Here is a 16,513-nt window from a genome sequence, read left to right on the forward strand (position 1 = left end):
CAAACTATAAAATCAATCACAGGAAATCATCATTATCTAAAAGCTTTTTATGCGGCATTTAAGAACTAAATTGGTATTATTTCTTAAAACGCATTTAATAACTTTCTATTTGATGTGTTTAAGTTTAAAAAGGGGTGTTGTTAAGAATTATCTATTAAAAAGTATTTTACCGTCTCATTTTTTTTTTAGAGATTATAAAGTCAGTACCATTTCATGTATATTAAGATTAAAAACAAGGCAATTAACCTTGCTATAAATAGGTGTACCACTCAGAGAATATGTAATATTGCAAATATCAAAAAATAGCTATGTCAGATTTACGTAAACAGTTAGAAGATCGATCAGGAAACTCTTGTGAGCTTTGTGCTGCAACAGATACACTAGAAGTAAAGGTTAACCTGGATACTTATCAAGTACCAGATTCTCCTAAGAACGTTAAAGAAACCGCTATTCTAGCTTGCGAGACGTGTAGAACACAGCTAGAAGATGAATCTCTAGTAGACTCAAATCACTGGCGAGCACTTAATGATTCTATGTGGAGTCCAGTACCTGCTGTACAAGTAGTTGTTTACCGCATGTTAGATCAATTAAGGCCTCATGGATGGCCTGTAGACCTTATTGATATGATGTATCTAGAGGACAGTACTAAACAATGGGCTGAGGATGGAATACACCGTGGTCCTAAAATCATTCATAAAGATGTAAATGGTAATATTCTTCAAAGAGGTGATAGTATCGTAATAATTAAAGATTTACCAGTTAAAGGTTCAAGTCTTATTGCAAAGCGAGGTACAGCGGTACGTAATATCTCTCTAGTACACGATAACGCAAACCAGATAGAAGGTAAGGTAGGACCTACACAAGTGGTATTATTAACTCAATTTGTAAAGAAAACTTCTAAAGAAGATTAGAAATTTAAAACAGACTTTGTTGCCCATTTGATAAATCAACTCCTTCCATGTGAAGGAGTTTTTTTTTGGCAGGTAGTCCACCAGCATATCCGGTTAAAGATCCATCGGCACCTATAATGCGGTGACATGGTATAATTATAGATATGGTATTTGCTCCATTTGCAGCAGCTACTGCACGTATGGCTTTTTCATTATTTAGCTTTCGCGAAAGCGTAACATAACTACAAGTCTCTCCATAAGGAATAGTCTGTAGAGATTTCCATACTATTTTTTGAAAATCTGTACCGAGAAGTAATAGCGGTACATCAAATTTATGAAGATCACCTTTAAAATAGAGATCTAATTGTTTTATAGTAAATTCTAGAAGTGAGTGTTTTCCTTCTTCATAATTAGAATTTAAACTACTTTTAATACGAGAGTCTATCTGGTTGCGTTTTTTTCTATAGCGCCAGTCTGCTAGGCACAATTGATCTTTATAGACGCCTAGAATTAATTCACCTACAGGAGATTTATAATAGGTTGTAATAATGTTATTCATAACGCAATGACTCGATAGGGTCAAGTCTTGCAGCTTTAATAGCAGGTATAAGACCAGATGCTATAGCTATGACTATAGATACTATGGTTGCTGCAATAATCGCACTCCACGGTATTTCAAACGGTATTTCAAATCCAGAAGAGACTATAAAACCTATTAACATACCTAGTAAAATACCTAAAAAGCTGCCATACTGACTTATTAAAAAGGTCTCAATAAAGAATTGCCATGAGATGGTACTACGTTTTGCCCCTAGAGCTTTTCTTACACCTATTTCCCTGGTGCGCTCAGTTACTGAAACGAGCATGATATTCATTAATGCTATAGAAGAGCCAAAGATGGTAATGACACTTATTATAATAGCGGCAAAATTTAAAATTCCTTTTAGATCATCTAACTGACTCATTAATTGGTCACTTTGTATCACACCAAAGTTAGTAGTCTCTACAGGTGATAGACCTCTTATATTACGCATAAGAACAAGAGCCTGATCCTTTGCTGCATCCATAAGATTCTGATCAAATACCTTAACACTTAAATCATAATTAATGTTAGGAGAGGTGTAAATACCACGGGCAACATCGATAGGTATTAATACACGTAAATCTACGTTGTTACCAAAGGTAGAACCCTTTGCCTCTAGTACACCTACTACGGTAAATTTATTACCTCTTATACTTAGTGTCTTACCTACAGGATTTAATCCTTGAAATAGTTCTTCTTCCATATCACTACCTATGATACAGACTTTGGACTTATTTTTAATATCTAGAGAAGAGAACATGCGTCCTTCTCCTAGTTTAATCCCTGCATTTTCTGCATAATGCTCGTTAACACCTGCAACGATTACGTTAGGTTTTGTTTTACGGTCTTCACTTTTTACCTCTGCTGCTCTAGTGGCCTGAAAAGAAAGTCCTACCTGTGTATAAGCTGGGTCGTATAATTCTTCAAATTCCTTAACTTCTCTATAAGTAATGATAGGATTTACAATAGTACGCTCGTTACCACCACGTCGTTGAAACGTTTGTGCATACCGTTGTATGTAAAACGTATTAGTTCCTATTCCAGAAAATCCATTAGAAAGAGTAGAGGATAATGCATTTACAGAACTAAGTATTCCTACTAGGGCGGTTATACCTATGGCTATTATGATAATGGTAAGTATGGTACGCAACAACTGTCCTTTAATACTCTGTTGTGCGATGCTTATATTTTGGCGTAGTAATCCTAACATGGAAGTAAGACTTATAAATCGATAGAAAGTTACAAGATCTAGCTGTAAATTATCTTTTTATTAAAATTAGTTTATGAACAAGCATGAGATAACTGTTTATATTTGCATTCTTAAAAATTATTATGGCAAAGAAACCATCCATTCCTAAAGGTACAAGAGATTTTAGTCCACTAGAAGTACAGCGCAGGCAGTACATCATGAATAAAATTCAGCATCATTTTGAGTTGTATGGATTCATGCCTATAGAAACACCTAGTTTTGAGAATTCTGATACCTTAATGGGTAAGTATGGTGAAGAAGGTGATCGTCTTATATTTAAAATTTTAAATAGTGGTGAGTATCTTAAAAAAACTAGTCCAGAACTATTAGAAACTGGAAAAGAAAACCAGCTGACTTCACAAATTTCAGAAAAAGCACTGCGTTATGATCTTACCGTACCATTTGCTAGGTATGTAGTACAACATCAAAACGATATCACGTTCCCATTTAAGCGTTACCAAATGCAAAATGTATGGCGTGCAGATAGACCACAGAAAGGACGTTTTAGAGAATTTACACAATGTGATGCAGACGTAGTAGGAAGTAATTCTTTATTACAAGAAGTAGAACTGGTACAATTATATGATGCTGTTTTTACAGATTTAAATCTTAAAGCGTGCACTATAAAAATTAACAACCGTAAGGTTCTTGCTGGTATTGCCCAGGTAATAGGAGCTGACGATAAGTTGATAGATTTTACAGTAGCTCTAGATAAACTAGATAAGATAGGTAAAGAGAAGGTGCAAGAAGAGATGCTTTCTAAGGGAATAGATCAAAAAGCGATTGACCTTTTAGATCCTGTTTTCTCTCTTACAGGTAGCTATGCAGATAAGATTGCAAGCATGAAAGTGTTGCTTAAAGATTCTCAAATAGGGCTCAAGGGTATTGAAGAATTAGAATTTATCAATTCTTCTATTACTCAAATGCCGTTAAAAAGTGCTGTTCTAGATCTAGACATCACACTTGCACGTGGGCTTAATTATTACACAGGCTGTATTTTTGAGGTGGCCGCGCCAGAAGGTGTTGCGATGGGAAGTATAGGCGGTGGTGGTCGTTATGATGACCTTACCGGTATATTCGGTTTAAAAGATGTGAGTGGTGTAGGTATCAGTTTTGGACTGGACCGTATTTATTTAGTGATAGAACAATTAAATCTATTCCCAGACTCTGTAAGAGCAGGAGTAGAGGTGCTGTTTATTAACTTCGGTAAGTCTGAATCGCAATATTGTGCTGGATGGTTATCTCGCTTTCGCGAAAGCGGTATTAAAACAGAGCTCTATCCAGATAGTGCAAAAATGAAGAAACAAATGAGCTATGCAGACCGTAATGCCATACCTTATGTAATTCTAGCTGGTGAGAATGAGATAAATGATGGTAAGCTTAATTTAAAGAATATGGCTAGTGGTGAACAACTACAATTAACACCAGAAGATATTATATCTAGGCTTAGATAAACTGTAGATTTTTAATATAACACAAAAGCCTTTGAAATTTTTCAAAGGCTTTTTTCATTATATAGTATGCTGTTTCTTTATTTGATAATCACCTTGCGAGATTGTAAACCATAGTTAGTGTCTAATACTATGATGTAATTACCACTTGCGAGATCTCCTATGTTCACAGTGATAACACTTTCTTGATTTGTAACGTCCCAAGTTTTCACCTGCTGTCCTAACATATTAGTAAGTGTCAAAGTTTCTACTAGAATCTCTTGTCCTTTTTTTACATGTAGAGTTTCTGCATCGTTAGGCGTGTAGACGATAAGATCATTTTCTTGTAAAATAGCATCTTCACTACCTAAAGTTACTGGATCACTAAAAACTATAGAATAACGTGTAGAGTTAATTCCTGCCGCAAGACTCGGGCTGTTATAATCACCGTTCATTAAATCGGTGTAGGTATTTTGTACAGCGTCTTTTAGATAGATTTTTTGTGTTGATTCTACATTTTTAATTTCATCCAGTTTTATAGTAATACTTCCTGCTCCATCTAGTTTTACCATAAGAGGTAATTCTGTTAAAGGATCTATGGCATTAATACCTTGAATAGTTAGGTTTTGATTTCCTAAGATAAATGCCATATCGTCTATTTGTTCGTCTATTTGAACTCCATCAAATGCATTATCATAATTCATAGAAGCATTAGAATCTACTGTAAGTAATAGTTGTCTATGAATAGTGTTAGGACTATCAAAGCCTAATCTGATTTTAGGTCTAAGATCATTAATGTTGTTATAATCATTATGAGTACTATTACCAGTATGACTAGCACCAGGTGCCGCAACAAATAAACTACTTCCTGATGCTTCTGTCACAAAGTTTCTTTGATCGTTTCTAAATTTTATAGTACCATCTGTAATACCGGTTACAAAGAAGCCTTGGGCAACTGGTACAAAACGTTCTGGACGTTTAGTAGGAATACCTCCTTGATTCACATCAGGATTAGAGGTTCCTATAGTAGCGTTTACCACACCACCAGAGTAGTTGTACATCGCATAGCCACCTTGATAACTAGATAGTATATGCGTGTTTCCACCCCAGTGCTCCCAAAAGTATAAGGTACCATCTAGGTTAGGGTTATCTGATATAAATTCATGCGTGTCTAATGCGCTAGGGTAAGGATTACCTATTAAATAGTCATTACCAGCATTAATGGCAAGATCGATATCTCCATTATTAGGTTTACCTACAAATACATAATTCTGCTCTGTAATAGATCCTGTTCCTTTCATCGTCCAGCCTTCTCCTGTATTCATAGATCCATTAGGTCCAGCATATTGCCAGTTTGAATACGTATCACTTACTAAGTTACTGTATTTGTACAACCATCTACCAGAAATAGTCGCTGCAGTTAATGCATTTCCTGGAGTACCGTCTCTTACACCGGTACCGGTCCAATTCAGGTCTCTAGGATTATTTGCTAGAGTACCATCTTTGAGCACATCATCTAGGGTAAATCCATTATTATTACTATTAATATTCTTAATACTTACAGGAGAACTCCAGTAGTTATAATCATATGTAATACCAGTTCCTTGTTGATCTCTTTCTATAAAGCCAGTTATAGAGTCTAATAAGTCACTATCTGCTATTTGAACTAGTTGAGACTCTCCTTTAAGATCAATAGAACCTTGTAGATCTAGAACATGAGTTATAGTAAGCCCATGATCGTTATCTACATTCATTTCATTACTTTCTACAAATAAACCTAGTAAAGTAATATCTGTGTTAGTAATATTTACTTCGTCTTTTGTTTTAACGATGTTCCAGTTTATTTTTTCAACTACTCCATTTATTATTCTTGTGCTTCCTGGTGTATATAGAAGAGAGCCATTTTCCCAACTAGAAGTGTTTTCCCAATCTCCATTTGCATCACTTATGTAAGGTAATGGAGCTGTTTGATTTTTCAATTCAAAGTAATTATCATTTGCCATTCTAGCATATCCCTTATTAACGGATTGATCATTTAATGCAGTACCTATAAAACTGTTCATACTGTAGTACGCAGTAAGTGAATTCCAATTAATACCAGACATATCATTCTTAGTAATGGTAGAAGGTATGGTTTTACCAGCGACAAAATTTGAATTCTCTTGTAATTCTTGATTCATTATAAATCTTATTTGAGTCTGAGTTAAGGCAATGTCCCACATTCTAATCTCGTCTATTTCTCCCTTAAAATGGTCATGTGTAGTTTCATCTTCATCAATTCTAGCCCCTATACCTAATAAGTTACTATCTGCCAAAGGATTAGTGAATGCTTGTTGAATGTCTAATACACCATCTATATATATTTTTGCAGTAGTCCCATCATAAGAAAAACCTACGTGTCTCCAGATACCATCACTTAAAGCGGTATTAGAAACCATTTCTTGTAAAGTACTTCCATTCCATCTGAGAGAAATGCGATTATCATTCTTTAGCGACAATTGAAAACCAGAGCCGTTGGTTCTTTTAGCAACTATAGTTCTCTCAGTATTTGTACTGTTAAGACCTGTACTAAGTACCCACGCACTAGTAGAAAAATTGCTACCTAAACCTTGAGGATTATCAATGATCATGTGATCATCTACACCATCAAAAGAAATACTTCTATCTTCAAACTTTACATCGGTAATACCTAATGTGAAGTATTTGATTCCATCAAAGTTATATGAAGCTCTCTCATAAGCACCATCATTATAAAAGAATCTAGTTTCTAGGTTTGTTGTAAAATTAGCGTCATCTGCAATGATCAATACGTATTCTCTATTAGTAGTCAAAGCTGGTAAGCCAGAAAAGTCAGATGTCGCTACTCTTACTTCTGTGGTTGCAATGTCCGTAGACGTCTTTTCTTCTATTTTCCATATGCGATTTATTCTGGTAAGGCTAGTAGAAACAGAATTTGCTGTACCTAGATCATGATTAATGACTGCAGAGTAGGTATTTAAGTCCTGACCATTATGACCCCAAAAAAGAAAATCTTTATCGTTTTCAAATAATTCTAAGTTTTGTGAGCCTAGATCTTCAACTTTATCTAGACCTATGGCGATTATACTTGTAGAGTTTTCACTTTTAGATTGCTTTTGCAGTAATTCAGATTTATCGTCACGCGCTAATGCAGCAACATCATAATTAAATTGTGTGTTTGATCCATAATTCCATACGATATTATTATCAGAATCTAGATAATCCCAATCGGCTCTATGATGATTTAGGGTGCTATTGGGTTTATGTAAAGAGACTCCATTTTTTATTGCTAGATATGAATAAATTTTTTGTTGTACGAGTTCTGATTTTCTATCTCGGTAACTGAAAACCTCTGTAATCTCGCCATTGAGGTGTGTTTCAAATGGTAAACCGTTTAATTGATACCTACCGACTGCTAGGTAGAAAGGTTTATTAGTGAAACCACTGAAATTTAATGTCTCTCTAGTTACTTGGGTTACACCTGTCTGATTATCAACTCTACGACCATTCAAATATATTTCAGTTTGGTCATTTGCAGGATTGTTTTTTACGTTAAGAATGTGAACATCATCAAACGTTGCTGTAGCATCAGACAGTGCTCTACCATAGCTTCCATCTGCAGGGTTATTTTCAGATACTGTACCAACACTATGTGCGATGACCTCGTCATCATAACGTGCTGAAACAGGTCCCCATCCTAATCCTGAAGGATCTTTTGCTGGATTAACAGAAGCAAATTTTGCTCCCAGTAACATGGTCTCTCCAGCTAGTGCTGTTGTCATGTCTATACTACTTCTAACCACTATCCAGTAATCGTTTGAATTAAATCCTCCTTTACCTCGTAAATGTTGTTGTTGAGACCTATCAAATGCAACGGTAGAATTAAAATTAATATTGTTAGTCACATTATTAGCAAAAACAGGTGCACTTGCTGGCACTTCAAATGCATCGTTATCTAATGCTCGATCTTCCCATAAGGGTAATAAAGAACCATCTGTAGATACAATATCTTGCGATCTTAACCATAAAGTAAGATCATCTTTTACATCTGCTGGACCGTTAGAAGCAATATCTGGAATAATTTTACGTCCAGTAATAATAATATTGTCAAAAAGAACCCCATCATCAGAATTATAAAAGTCACTTGCAAAAGCGACTCTCATCCTAAAATTAGGATTATTAGCAGCTATATTAGGTAAATTGTGACTCGCTTCTTCAAATCTACTTAATGAAGTATTTAAATTTGAATTATCACCAGTCCAGCCATCTGCATTATTTGCAAAACCATCTACATCTCCAGAATTATACCAGTTCTCACCAGACGCATTTGTGCCTAAGGTACTCCAGGTAATTCCACCATTAATGCTATATTGTACTCGCATACCGTCGTCTGGGTCGTTAGTATTAGTCCTGAAATCTATCCAAAATTTTAAATCTGTATAACCTAATGTGGAAATGATAGGGCTAGTAACGGTTGCTCTAGCGTTAGATGGGAAATTGTTCCAGTTATCTGTATACCAGTAATCACCTTCGCCTTTTTCATTAAAAACAGTTCCTAGACTAAATTCAAAACCATTTATAGAAGTTGAAGTCCATCCACCTGCACCAGCATCAAAATTTTCATAATAAAGTGTAGATAAGGGATTTACAGAGCTAGCTGTGATATTAAAACGATAAATAGATTCGTCGGTATCGTTAGAACTAAATTCGATAGTAGCATTACTAGAACCTAGTAAGTTGCGAGAGAATGCTACAGTGAAATCACTAGATGAACCAGGAGCGATGCTACTTATAGGCTGTGAGGTTATTGTAAAGTCTGCAGCATTAATACCTACTATATTTATAGGTGTACCTGTTAAAGTAAGTGCACCAGTCCCAGTATTTTCAATTGTAAACGTTTTTGATATGGTAGATGTACCGTCTGCAGTACCCAAGTCAGTAAAATCTGCTGTATTGGGAGTAATATCGTTATTTGAAATACTCAATCCATTTCCTGTAACATCTATTTCTGGAACAGATGCACAACCACCACCAGAAACGTTAAAGAAAAATGAAGAGCCACTTTGACCTGCTCCTATAGTAGAAGTTAAAATAGGATTTCCACCAGAGTTTACAGTAACAGAACTAGAGCCCCACCCATTGTTAAATCTATCAAACAATCGGACTCTATAATTATTTCCATCAGGAAGACATCCTAAATCGATGGTAGTAGAATAAGATGTATTTGATCCATTATAACAGTTAGTAGGATTACAATACCTTCCTAATTCAAGTCCAGCAGGATTATAGATAAGGACATAATTTTGACCAGAATTAAAAGGCCAATTAATATCTAGAGCAACTCTACTAGTCTGTGCTATAGAAATTAAGCTAATTAGAAAGAATAAAATAAATGCTACGTGATGTTTATTTTTAGTTTGGGCAAATTTTTTCATATCTACTTAAAATTAAATTAGGGACAAACAAATATAAATACTATTTAACGTAATAATATGCATTTTATCAATTATTTCGTTTAATTACCTATATTTTTTACCATTCGTCCTAAATAGACTAAGTATACCATACTTAAAAAAGTTATTTTTACAATATTTAAAAACCTTATTATTAATTAATTAAATATTATAATTAAAATAAATACGAAATTTGTTTATTTTAACGTAATTAACAATTGTGAAAATATTAAAAAACCAGATGGATGAGGTAAAAATAATATTGAATAGGAGTGGGAGCACCTTAACACTATTAATGCCATGCTTTGTACCTACGTAGTTCACCTATTATATGGATAAGTATAAATGTCTAATTCTAGTAACTTCCATAAAATCTAAGAAGACTTAAATTTTATGGAATCATTCTCAAGAGCTTTGTGTGAAGTGGTTCTTTATGTTGCTATTTTATTGAAAAATGAAGAATTGGAAAATTACCTAGATCAACTCATACTCATATATCCAATATTTTCAATTAATTACTTTGATTTGCACAGAACAGCAGCAACGGTGAATTCATAAATCTTTATTTTAGGAAGCGTCATGAGACATCTAAAGAAAAATTTACAGGTGGACGTATTGTACGCGTTTTTCATAAGTAAGGTCACTATACAAGACTTTCCTCTGCGAGGTGATACAGCTTATCTCAACGTCAACTGTCGATGATGGTTAGGCAACAACAAACAAATAATACAAAGAGACTAGAATCTCGTAGGAACACGCATAACCACCGAGTTTGCTGTTTAAAAAATAGTTAAGGCTAGAGCTTTGCACTGCCATAGCCTATACCTCTTCTATGTATAAAAGAGAAATAAATACAGTATCACACAACGATAATCTCAATAATTTTAAGTAGTGGAAACAGAAAAAACGAGTTAAGGAAAAGAAAATAACCCATTATAGGGTTAATTGTATGAAAACTATCTGCAAAAAATATTTCTTTAAAGCATTACGCAACATTTGCATTTACTTACAAATATTCATTTTAGAAGGCCTTCAATTCATAAAGGTGAACCACAATGAGTTGATATAGATACAACAAAGTATAAAAAAACAGGTTTCAAGGCATTCAACTCCATTACTAAAATAATACACCTGAACACAATAGATCAATAACTAAACGACCTGATAAATAATAGAATAAGCGCATCGGTAGAATAATTTAGCGCCAAAATAAAAGCCTTTAGAGCGCAGTTTAGAGGTGTTAGAAATATAGAATTCTTTCTTTTTAGACTATCTAATATTTTTGCATAATTCTAAAATTCCACAACTTTTGGTCTTGATCCCTTTTGTTCTTGATCTGTGAAATTAAGAAGTAGGGGAGTTTGTAGAAATAAAAAATCCCTTACCATTAAGTAAGGGATTTGTAGCGTGGGGCGGGCACGATCCGCCGACCTCAGCATTATGAGTGCTGCGCTCTAACCAACTGAGCTACCACGCCATTTGATAAAACAATTTCATTGTTTTAAGCGGCTGCAAATATACATTAATTAATTTTTGAAATCCAAATATTATTCATTAAAAATTTAGATTAATTTGTTTTCTAATGAAACAAATTTAAGTCTTATATTGCCACAAAAGTTAATTAAATGCAAGAACCAATCAAATTTGACCTAGAGTTTCCTATACAAGCTTCACCTACTTTATTATATCAACACGTCGCGACTCCTTCAGGAATGTCTGAATGGTTTGCCGATAATGTTAACAGTCGTGGAGAGTACTTCAAATTTATTTGGGACGGACAAGAGGAAATAGCAAAAATAATTAAAAGAGTGGCTGGAGAAAGGGCTCGTTTTCAATGGGACTATGATGAAGATACCGAAAAGTTCTTTGAACTTAGAATTCAAGTTGATGAAATAACTAAAGATGTTTCTTTAATGATTACTGACTTTGGTGATGATGATGATGAGGTAGAAGAGCAAAAAATGTTTTGGGAAAATCAAATTAGTGCCCTAAAAAAAGTCATAGGATCCAGATAATAAATAATTAAGAATTAATTTTGAGCCCTGAAATACAGGGCTTTTTTTATGGTAATAGTTAATCAAGAATTTTTAGAAGAACAAGCAGCGTTAATACCTTTTAATAACAGAGGCACCTTTTATGGTGACGGTGTGTTTGAAACGTTAAGATGTTATAATGGTGTAGCATTATTATTTGAGGATCACTATTTTAGATTAATGTCTAGCATGCGCATTTTGCGTATGGACATTCCAGATTTTTTCACCCCAGAGTTTTTAGAAGAAAGTATTTTAGAACTTTTAACTAAAGAAGGTTTAGAAAAAAACCACTCTAGAGTAAGAATTACCATTTGGAGAAAATCTGGTGGATTCTATACCCCACAAAATATAGGTGTTAATTACTCTATTTCTTGTTCTCCACTAGAACATGAATTCATTAATGAAGGAAAGAAAGAAGTCGATTTATTCAAAGATCATCTAGTTTATGCGTCCATGCTCAGTAATTTAAAATCTACTAATAAGGCGATAAACATTCTAGCAGGTATTTTTGCCAAAGAAAATAGCTATGATGACTTGTTACTGCTCAATCAAAATAAAATGATTGTAGAGGCCATATCTGGAAATGTATTTTTACGTAAAGGAGATGTAATTAAAACACCACCTGTTTCTGATGGTTGCTTAACAGGAATAATGAGAGCACAAATAATTAAACAGCTTAAAAAAATGCTTAATTATCAATTTGTAGAAGAAACTGTCACACCATTTGAATTACAACGTGCTGATGAGATTTTTGTAACTAATATGGTTAAAGGCGTTCAAAGCATTACTAAATATCGTAAAAAAGATTATAGCCTAGATACTGCAAACGAACTAACAGAGCTGCTTAATGATACCTTCTTTCATTAATTAATTGTAAGAAGGGTTTTCTGGTGCGTTAGACCATAGCTCATACTCGCCGCCTAAGTTTTTCATTTTCTTTTTCCAGATATCGTGCATATTATCTGATAGTAAATCTTTGCTGTCTGTATTTTCTACAACTACCCATGAATGAGAGTCTAGTTCATTGTCTAGTTGAGCACGTTCCCATCCAGAATAGCCTAGAAAGAACTTAATTTCTTCGCCAGTAATAATTCCTTTTTGTAATAAATTACTTACCGCATGAAAATCGCCTCCCCAATATATGCCATCTTCTATTAAATGAGATTCTGGAATAAGATCTGGAATATTGTGTAAAAAGTATAAATTATCTGTTTCTACTGGCCCACCTTGATAGACTTCTAGTTCTAACGAGATTTCAGGTATTAATTGATCAAGAGTACAGTCTAGTGGTTTATTGAGTATAAAACCCACCACACCATCTGTATTAAATTCAGTGAGTAATATAACCGACCTTGAGAATGAATCGTCACCTATCACAGATGGCTCTGAAACTAAAAGATTTCCTTTTTCTGGAATAATATTTTTCATAAAATTTAGTTAGTTAAAATAAACTTAATAAAAATTTATCAATATTTCATGAGTTTTTACAATTTAGGATGTAACTGGTGATAATTAATAAAATAAATAGGATAAAAGGAAAAGTCCCGAGCTTAAAATAATTAAGTCGGGACTTTAAAATGTTCAACTAATTATAAATTAGTTTACAGCTTTTTGTAATTCACTACCTGCTTTGAATTTTACAACTTTCTTTGCAGCGATCTTAATAGTTTTACCAGTTTGTGGATTTCTACCTTCACGTGCAGCTCTTTTAGATACAGAGAAAGAACCGAAACCTACTAGAGATACTCTATCTCCTTTTTTAAGAGACTGTTCTACATTTCCTAGAAATGACTCTAATGCTTTTTTTGCTGCTGCTTTTGAAATACCAGCATGCTCTGCCATTCCCTCGATTAAATCTGTCTTGTTCATAATTGAATTTAAATTAATGTTGATTATACTAAAACGTGAAACAAATTTATACGTAATATGCGACCATACAAGGATTAGAGAGTAAAACTCCGTAATTTGTTCATAAAACTGATAGATTGTTAATAACTACAAGCTTTTAGAAGAGAAATGCGCTTAACCCACGTGAAATCTAGCATCAGGATCAAAAGTATATCCATTGAGTAGATCTTTTACTTTCATACGTTTTTTATTAGGTATTTGTATCTCATCTATTTCTATCATGTTTTTACCACATGCTATAATCATTTTACCTTCTTCAATTATAAAGCTACCTGGCTTCATTTTATGTTGTTTTTCTACCACTGTAGATTTATGAATTTTAACTACCATTGCTTCCTTATTAAGCAAGGTTGCCTTTGCAACAGGATATGGATATAAACCTCTTATAAGCGCATCTACTGTACTTGCAGGTTGTTTAAAATCAATTAAAGTATTGCTGTTATTTAATTTAGGAGCGTCTTTTAAGTCTTGCGAGTCTTTTTGTATCGTTGTACTTATTGCTCCTGCTGCTATATTATTTACCGTTTCTAAACTTAATGAAGCACCCATAGCCATTAAACGGCCATAAAGTGAGCCTACATCTTCTAGTGGTGCTATATCAGTTTCTTGATTTGCAATTATAGCACCGGTATCTATTTTTTCATCGATAAAGAAAGTGGTAACACCAGTTTTCTTTTCTTGATTAATAATAGCCCAGTTTATAGGTGCTGCTCCTCTATATTGTGGTAGTAAACTAGCATGTAGGTTAAAAGTACCTAGTTGAGGCATTTTCCATACGGCTTTTGGTAACATTCTAAATGCTACGATAACCTGCAGGTCTGCTTTGTAAGACGCTAGTTCTTTTAAGAAATCTTCTGACTTTAAATTAGTAGGTTGTAAAATAGGTAGCTCGTTTTCTACAGCATACTTTTTTACATCACTTTGATTAATTTTTCTACCTCTACCAGCAGGTTTATCTGGTGCAGTAACGACTGCTACTATGGTATGGTGTGATTTATTTAAAGTATCTAATACTCCTGTTGCAAATTCTGGAGTACCAAAAAATACTATTCTCAAAGATTTATCCATTTATTATGTATTTATTATCGCTAGTAACGGTTACTTTACCGCTTTCTAATAATGATTTTATTTCTGTTATTATTATTGATTTGGGCTGTTTAATTAGCCGTTCTATTTCTACTATATCTAGAGATTCTTTTTGTAAAGCATTCCATACTTTTTGAGATATGGATGTGAGTGATTTGTCTCTTAAACAATTGCTACATGCACCACAATTAGAGGTGGGTTGTTCTCCAAAATAAGTGAGTAACATACTATTTATACAAGTATCTGTATTAGTTATTAATCTAACTAGCGCCTTTAATTTATCCAGTCGCAATTCATTCTGTCGTTCTAGTTCTTTAGAAAAACTATTGATTACACGCTCGTCGTCTCTAGGTATTAAATAAGTTATTTGTAGATCTGTGTTTGTGATAGTAGCCTCTATTAATTCTTGATCATGTAATAATTGGAGGGTTTCAAATACTTCATTTTCAGTAGTATTACTTCTTGTAGCTATTAGTGCTGCATTGATTTGTAACACCTGGTTTGTGCTACTGCCATAAGTGCGCAATATAGACTGTATGATTGCATTAACGACAGGTCTGTTTTGAGCAAAGTAGATGATTTGTTTTCCGCTTTCGCGAAAGCGGACACTAGACCGTCTATGGTAACCTTGAGAAAGACTAATCACGCTGAATCGTTCTAACGCGGTTAATGCGCTGTAGGCCTGCATGCCATTTAATTGATAACTATTACAAAATTTTGAAAATGATAAAGGATGTGTCTCTTGTTCACCTTCACCTAGTGCAATTCTTAAATAATTTGATAATTTGCGATATATAAATTTGAGATAAGTAGAAGTAGGTTGGGATTTTATAAACTGGTTATAAGCATGCTCTATATCGTTACTATTATAAATACTATAAGCTATGCTAGGTAATCCATCTCTACCGGCTCTTCCTGTTTCTTGATAGTAACTTTCTATACTGTCTGGTAATTGCATATGGACTATCGTGCGCACATCTGGTTTATCTATTCCCATACCGAAGGCATTTGTCGCTACCATTACTTGTAATTTATTATGTAGCCATTGATCTGATGTTTTTGCTCGTAATTTATTATTTAAACCACCGTGGTAAAAGCCTGCGGTAATATTATTATGAATTAATTGTTGCGTGTATTCTACGGCATTCTTTCTACTTCTCACATAAGTAATACTACTACCAGGATGTGATGCATAAAAACTTTTAAGAGCGCTTCTTTTATCTCCTGTTTTATGAATATGATAATCTATATTACTTCTCTCATAACTGGATTTAAAAACTCTATAATTATCAAATTTTAAATTTTCTATAATATCTTTTTGTACAGCAGGAGTTGCTGTTGCGGTAACAGCGATTACAGGCACTCTAGGATGCAATTCTTTTAAAGTATGAATCTCGCGATAGGCAGGTCTAAAATCGTGGCCCCACTCACTGATACAATGTGCCTCATCAACAGCGATAAGGTTTACATTCATTTTAAGTATGCGTTCCTGTACTATTGATTGCTGTAAGCGCTCTGGACTTAGGTATAGAAAATCATAATTACCGTAAATACAATTATCTAAAACATTATCAAGATCATTATAGGATATACCGCCTGTTATACCTACCGCTTTTATGTTACGTTTTTTAAGCTGGTTTACTTGGTCTTTAATTAGAGCAACTAGGGGAGAAATAACTATACATATTCCATCTAACTGTATACCTGGTATTTGATAACAAATAGATTTACCACCAGCCGTAGGTAATAGAGCAAGCGTGTCTTTACCTTCTAATGTGTTAGAGATTATATCCTTTTGTAAAGGTTTAAAGTTCTCATAGCCGTAAACCGTGTTTAATATGTCTAACGATTTGTTAATCAATA

Annotated in this window: 11 protein-coding genes and 1 tRNA gene; 4 read left to right on the plus strand and 8 right to left on the minus strand. The window is 33.9% G+C overall.

Annotation, left to right across the window (positions count from 1 at the left end):
• The first annotated feature begins 308 nt into the window (after positions 1–308).
• The gene (locus Q0838_RS07815) at positions 309–911 is read left to right on the plus strand and encodes an alkylphosphonate utilization protein (RefSeq protein WP_298953152.1); all 603 of its coding nucleotides are present in this window, start codon (positions 309–311) and stop codon (positions 909–911) included.
• 4 nt (positions 912–915) lie between these two features.
• Here the strand turns inward: Q0838_RS07815 and Q0838_RS07820 are convergent, their stop codons facing one another.
• Together Q0838_RS07820 and Q0838_RS07825 are read right to left on the minus strand one after the other, a co-directional pair.
• Complete coding sequence (locus Q0838_RS07820; RefSeq protein ID WP_298953155.1) at positions 916–1,449, minus strand: methylated-DNA--[protein]-cysteine S-methyltransferase; 534 nt, start codon at positions 1,447–1,449, stop codon at positions 916–918.
• Positions 1,442–2,683 (minus strand): ABC transporter permease, encoded by a 1,242-nt coding sequence (locus tag Q0838_RS07825; protein WP_298953158.1) that lies wholly within the window; start codon positions 2,681–2,683, stop codon positions 1,442–1,444. The genes Q0838_RS07820 and Q0838_RS07825 overlap by 8 nt, the downstream gene beginning before the upstream one ends.
• A 122-nt stretch (positions 2,684–2,805) precedes the next feature.
• Between Q0838_RS07825 and hisS the strand changes: the two genes are divergently transcribed.
• Positions 2,806–4,176 (plus strand): histidine--tRNA ligase, encoded by a 1,371-nt coding sequence (hisS, locus tag Q0838_RS07830; RefSeq protein ID WP_298953161.1) that lies wholly within the window; start codon positions 2,806–2,808, stop codon positions 4,174–4,176.
• A gap of 77 nt (positions 4,177–4,253) precedes the next feature.
• Here hisS and Q0838_RS07835 read toward each other — a convergent pair whose 3' ends face one another.
• Positions 4,254–9,605 carry a LamG-like jellyroll fold domain-containing protein gene (locus Q0838_RS07835; protein ID WP_298953164.1) on the minus strand — a complete coding sequence of 1,784 codons (5,352 nt, stop codon included), beginning with the start codon at positions 9,603–9,605 and terminating at the stop codon, positions 4,254–4,256.
• A gap of 1,421 nt (positions 9,606–11,026) precedes the next feature.
• Positions 11,027–11,100, minus strand: a tRNA-Met gene (locus Q0838_RS07840).
• Positions 11,101–11,248: 148 nt separating this feature from the next.
• Between Q0838_RS07840 and Q0838_RS07845 the strand changes: the two genes are divergently transcribed.
• Together Q0838_RS07845 and Q0838_RS07850 are read left to right on the plus strand one after the other, a co-directional pair.
• On the plus strand, positions 11,249–11,638 hold the full coding sequence (locus Q0838_RS07845; protein WP_298953169.1) for an START-like domain-containing protein: 390 nt from the start codon (positions 11,249–11,251) through the stop codon (positions 11,636–11,638).
• A 48-nt stretch (positions 11,639–11,686) separates the two neighbouring features.
• Entirely contained in the window at positions 11,687–12,523 is an 837-nt protein-coding gene (locus Q0838_RS07850; protein ID WP_298953171.1) for an aminotransferase class IV, read from the plus strand.
• Here the strand turns inward: Q0838_RS07850 and Q0838_RS07855 are convergent, their stop codons facing one another.
• The 4 genes from Q0838_RS07855 to Q0838_RS07870 form a co-directional block, all read right to left on the minus strand.
• The gene (locus Q0838_RS07855) at positions 12,524–13,084 is read right to left on the minus strand and encodes a YqgE/AlgH family protein (protein WP_298953172.1); all 561 of its coding nucleotides are present in this window, start codon (positions 13,082–13,084) and stop codon (positions 12,524–12,526) included.
• 168 nt (positions 13,085–13,252) lie between these two features.
• Positions 13,253–13,525, minus strand: coding sequence for an HU family DNA-binding protein (locus Q0838_RS07860; protein WP_298953173.1), 273 nt, complete (start codon positions 13,523–13,525; stop codon positions 13,253–13,255).
• Between the two features lie 153 nt (positions 13,526–13,678).
• A complete protein-coding gene (gene fmt, locus Q0838_RS07865) occupies positions 13,679–14,632 on the minus strand; it encodes a methionyl-tRNA formyltransferase (protein WP_298953176.1) in 954 nt (317 codons plus the stop codon).
• The gene (locus tag Q0838_RS07870; protein WP_298953179.1) at positions 14,625–16,511 is read right to left on the minus strand and encodes an ATP-dependent DNA helicase RecQ; all 1,887 of its coding nucleotides are present in this window, start codon (positions 16,509–16,511) and stop codon (positions 14,625–14,627) included. The genes fmt and Q0838_RS07870 overlap by 8 nt, the downstream gene beginning before the upstream one ends.
• Between the last annotated feature and the right edge of the window lie 2 nt (positions 16,512–16,513).

The organism is uncultured Nonlabens sp., from assembly GCF_947495285.1.
Classification (GTDB): domain Bacteria; phylum Bacteroidota; class Bacteroidia; order Flavobacteriales; family Flavobacteriaceae; genus Nonlabens.

Coding starts and splice junctions, on each gene's coding strand:
- Q0838_RS07815 (WP_298953152.1), top strand. CDS start 309: ATGTCAGATTTACGTAAACAGTTAGAAGATCGATCAGGAAACTCTTGT.
- Q0838_RS07820 (WP_298953155.1), bottom strand. CDS start 1,449: ATGAATAACATTATTACAACCTATTATAAATCTCCTGTAGGTGAATTA.
- Q0838_RS07825 (WP_298953158.1), bottom strand. CDS start 2,683: ATGTTAGGATTACTACGCCAAAATATAAGCATCGCACAACAGAGTATT.
- hisS (WP_298953161.1), top strand. CDS start 2,806: ATGGCAAAGAAACCATCCATTCCTAAAGGTACAAGAGATTTTAGTCCA.
- Q0838_RS07835 (WP_298953164.1), bottom strand. CDS start 9,605: ATGAAAAAATTTGCCCAAACTAAAAATAAACATCACGTAGCATTTATT.
- Q0838_RS07845 (WP_298953169.1), top strand. CDS start 11,249: ATGCAAGAACCAATCAAATTTGACCTAGAGTTTCCTATACAAGCTTCA.
- Q0838_RS07850 (WP_298953171.1), top strand. CDS start 11,687: ATGGTAATAGTTAATCAAGAATTTTTAGAAGAACAAGCAGCGTTAATA.
- Q0838_RS07855 (WP_298953172.1), bottom strand. CDS start 13,084: ATGAAAAATATTATTCCAGAAAAAGGAAATCTTTTAGTTTCAGAGCCA.
- Q0838_RS07860 (WP_298953173.1), bottom strand. CDS start 13,525: ATGAACAAGACAGATTTAATCGAGGGAATGGCAGAGCATGCTGGTATT.
- fmt (WP_298953176.1), bottom strand. CDS start 14,632: ATGGATAAATCTTTGAGAATAGTATTTTTTGGTACTCCAGAATTTGCA.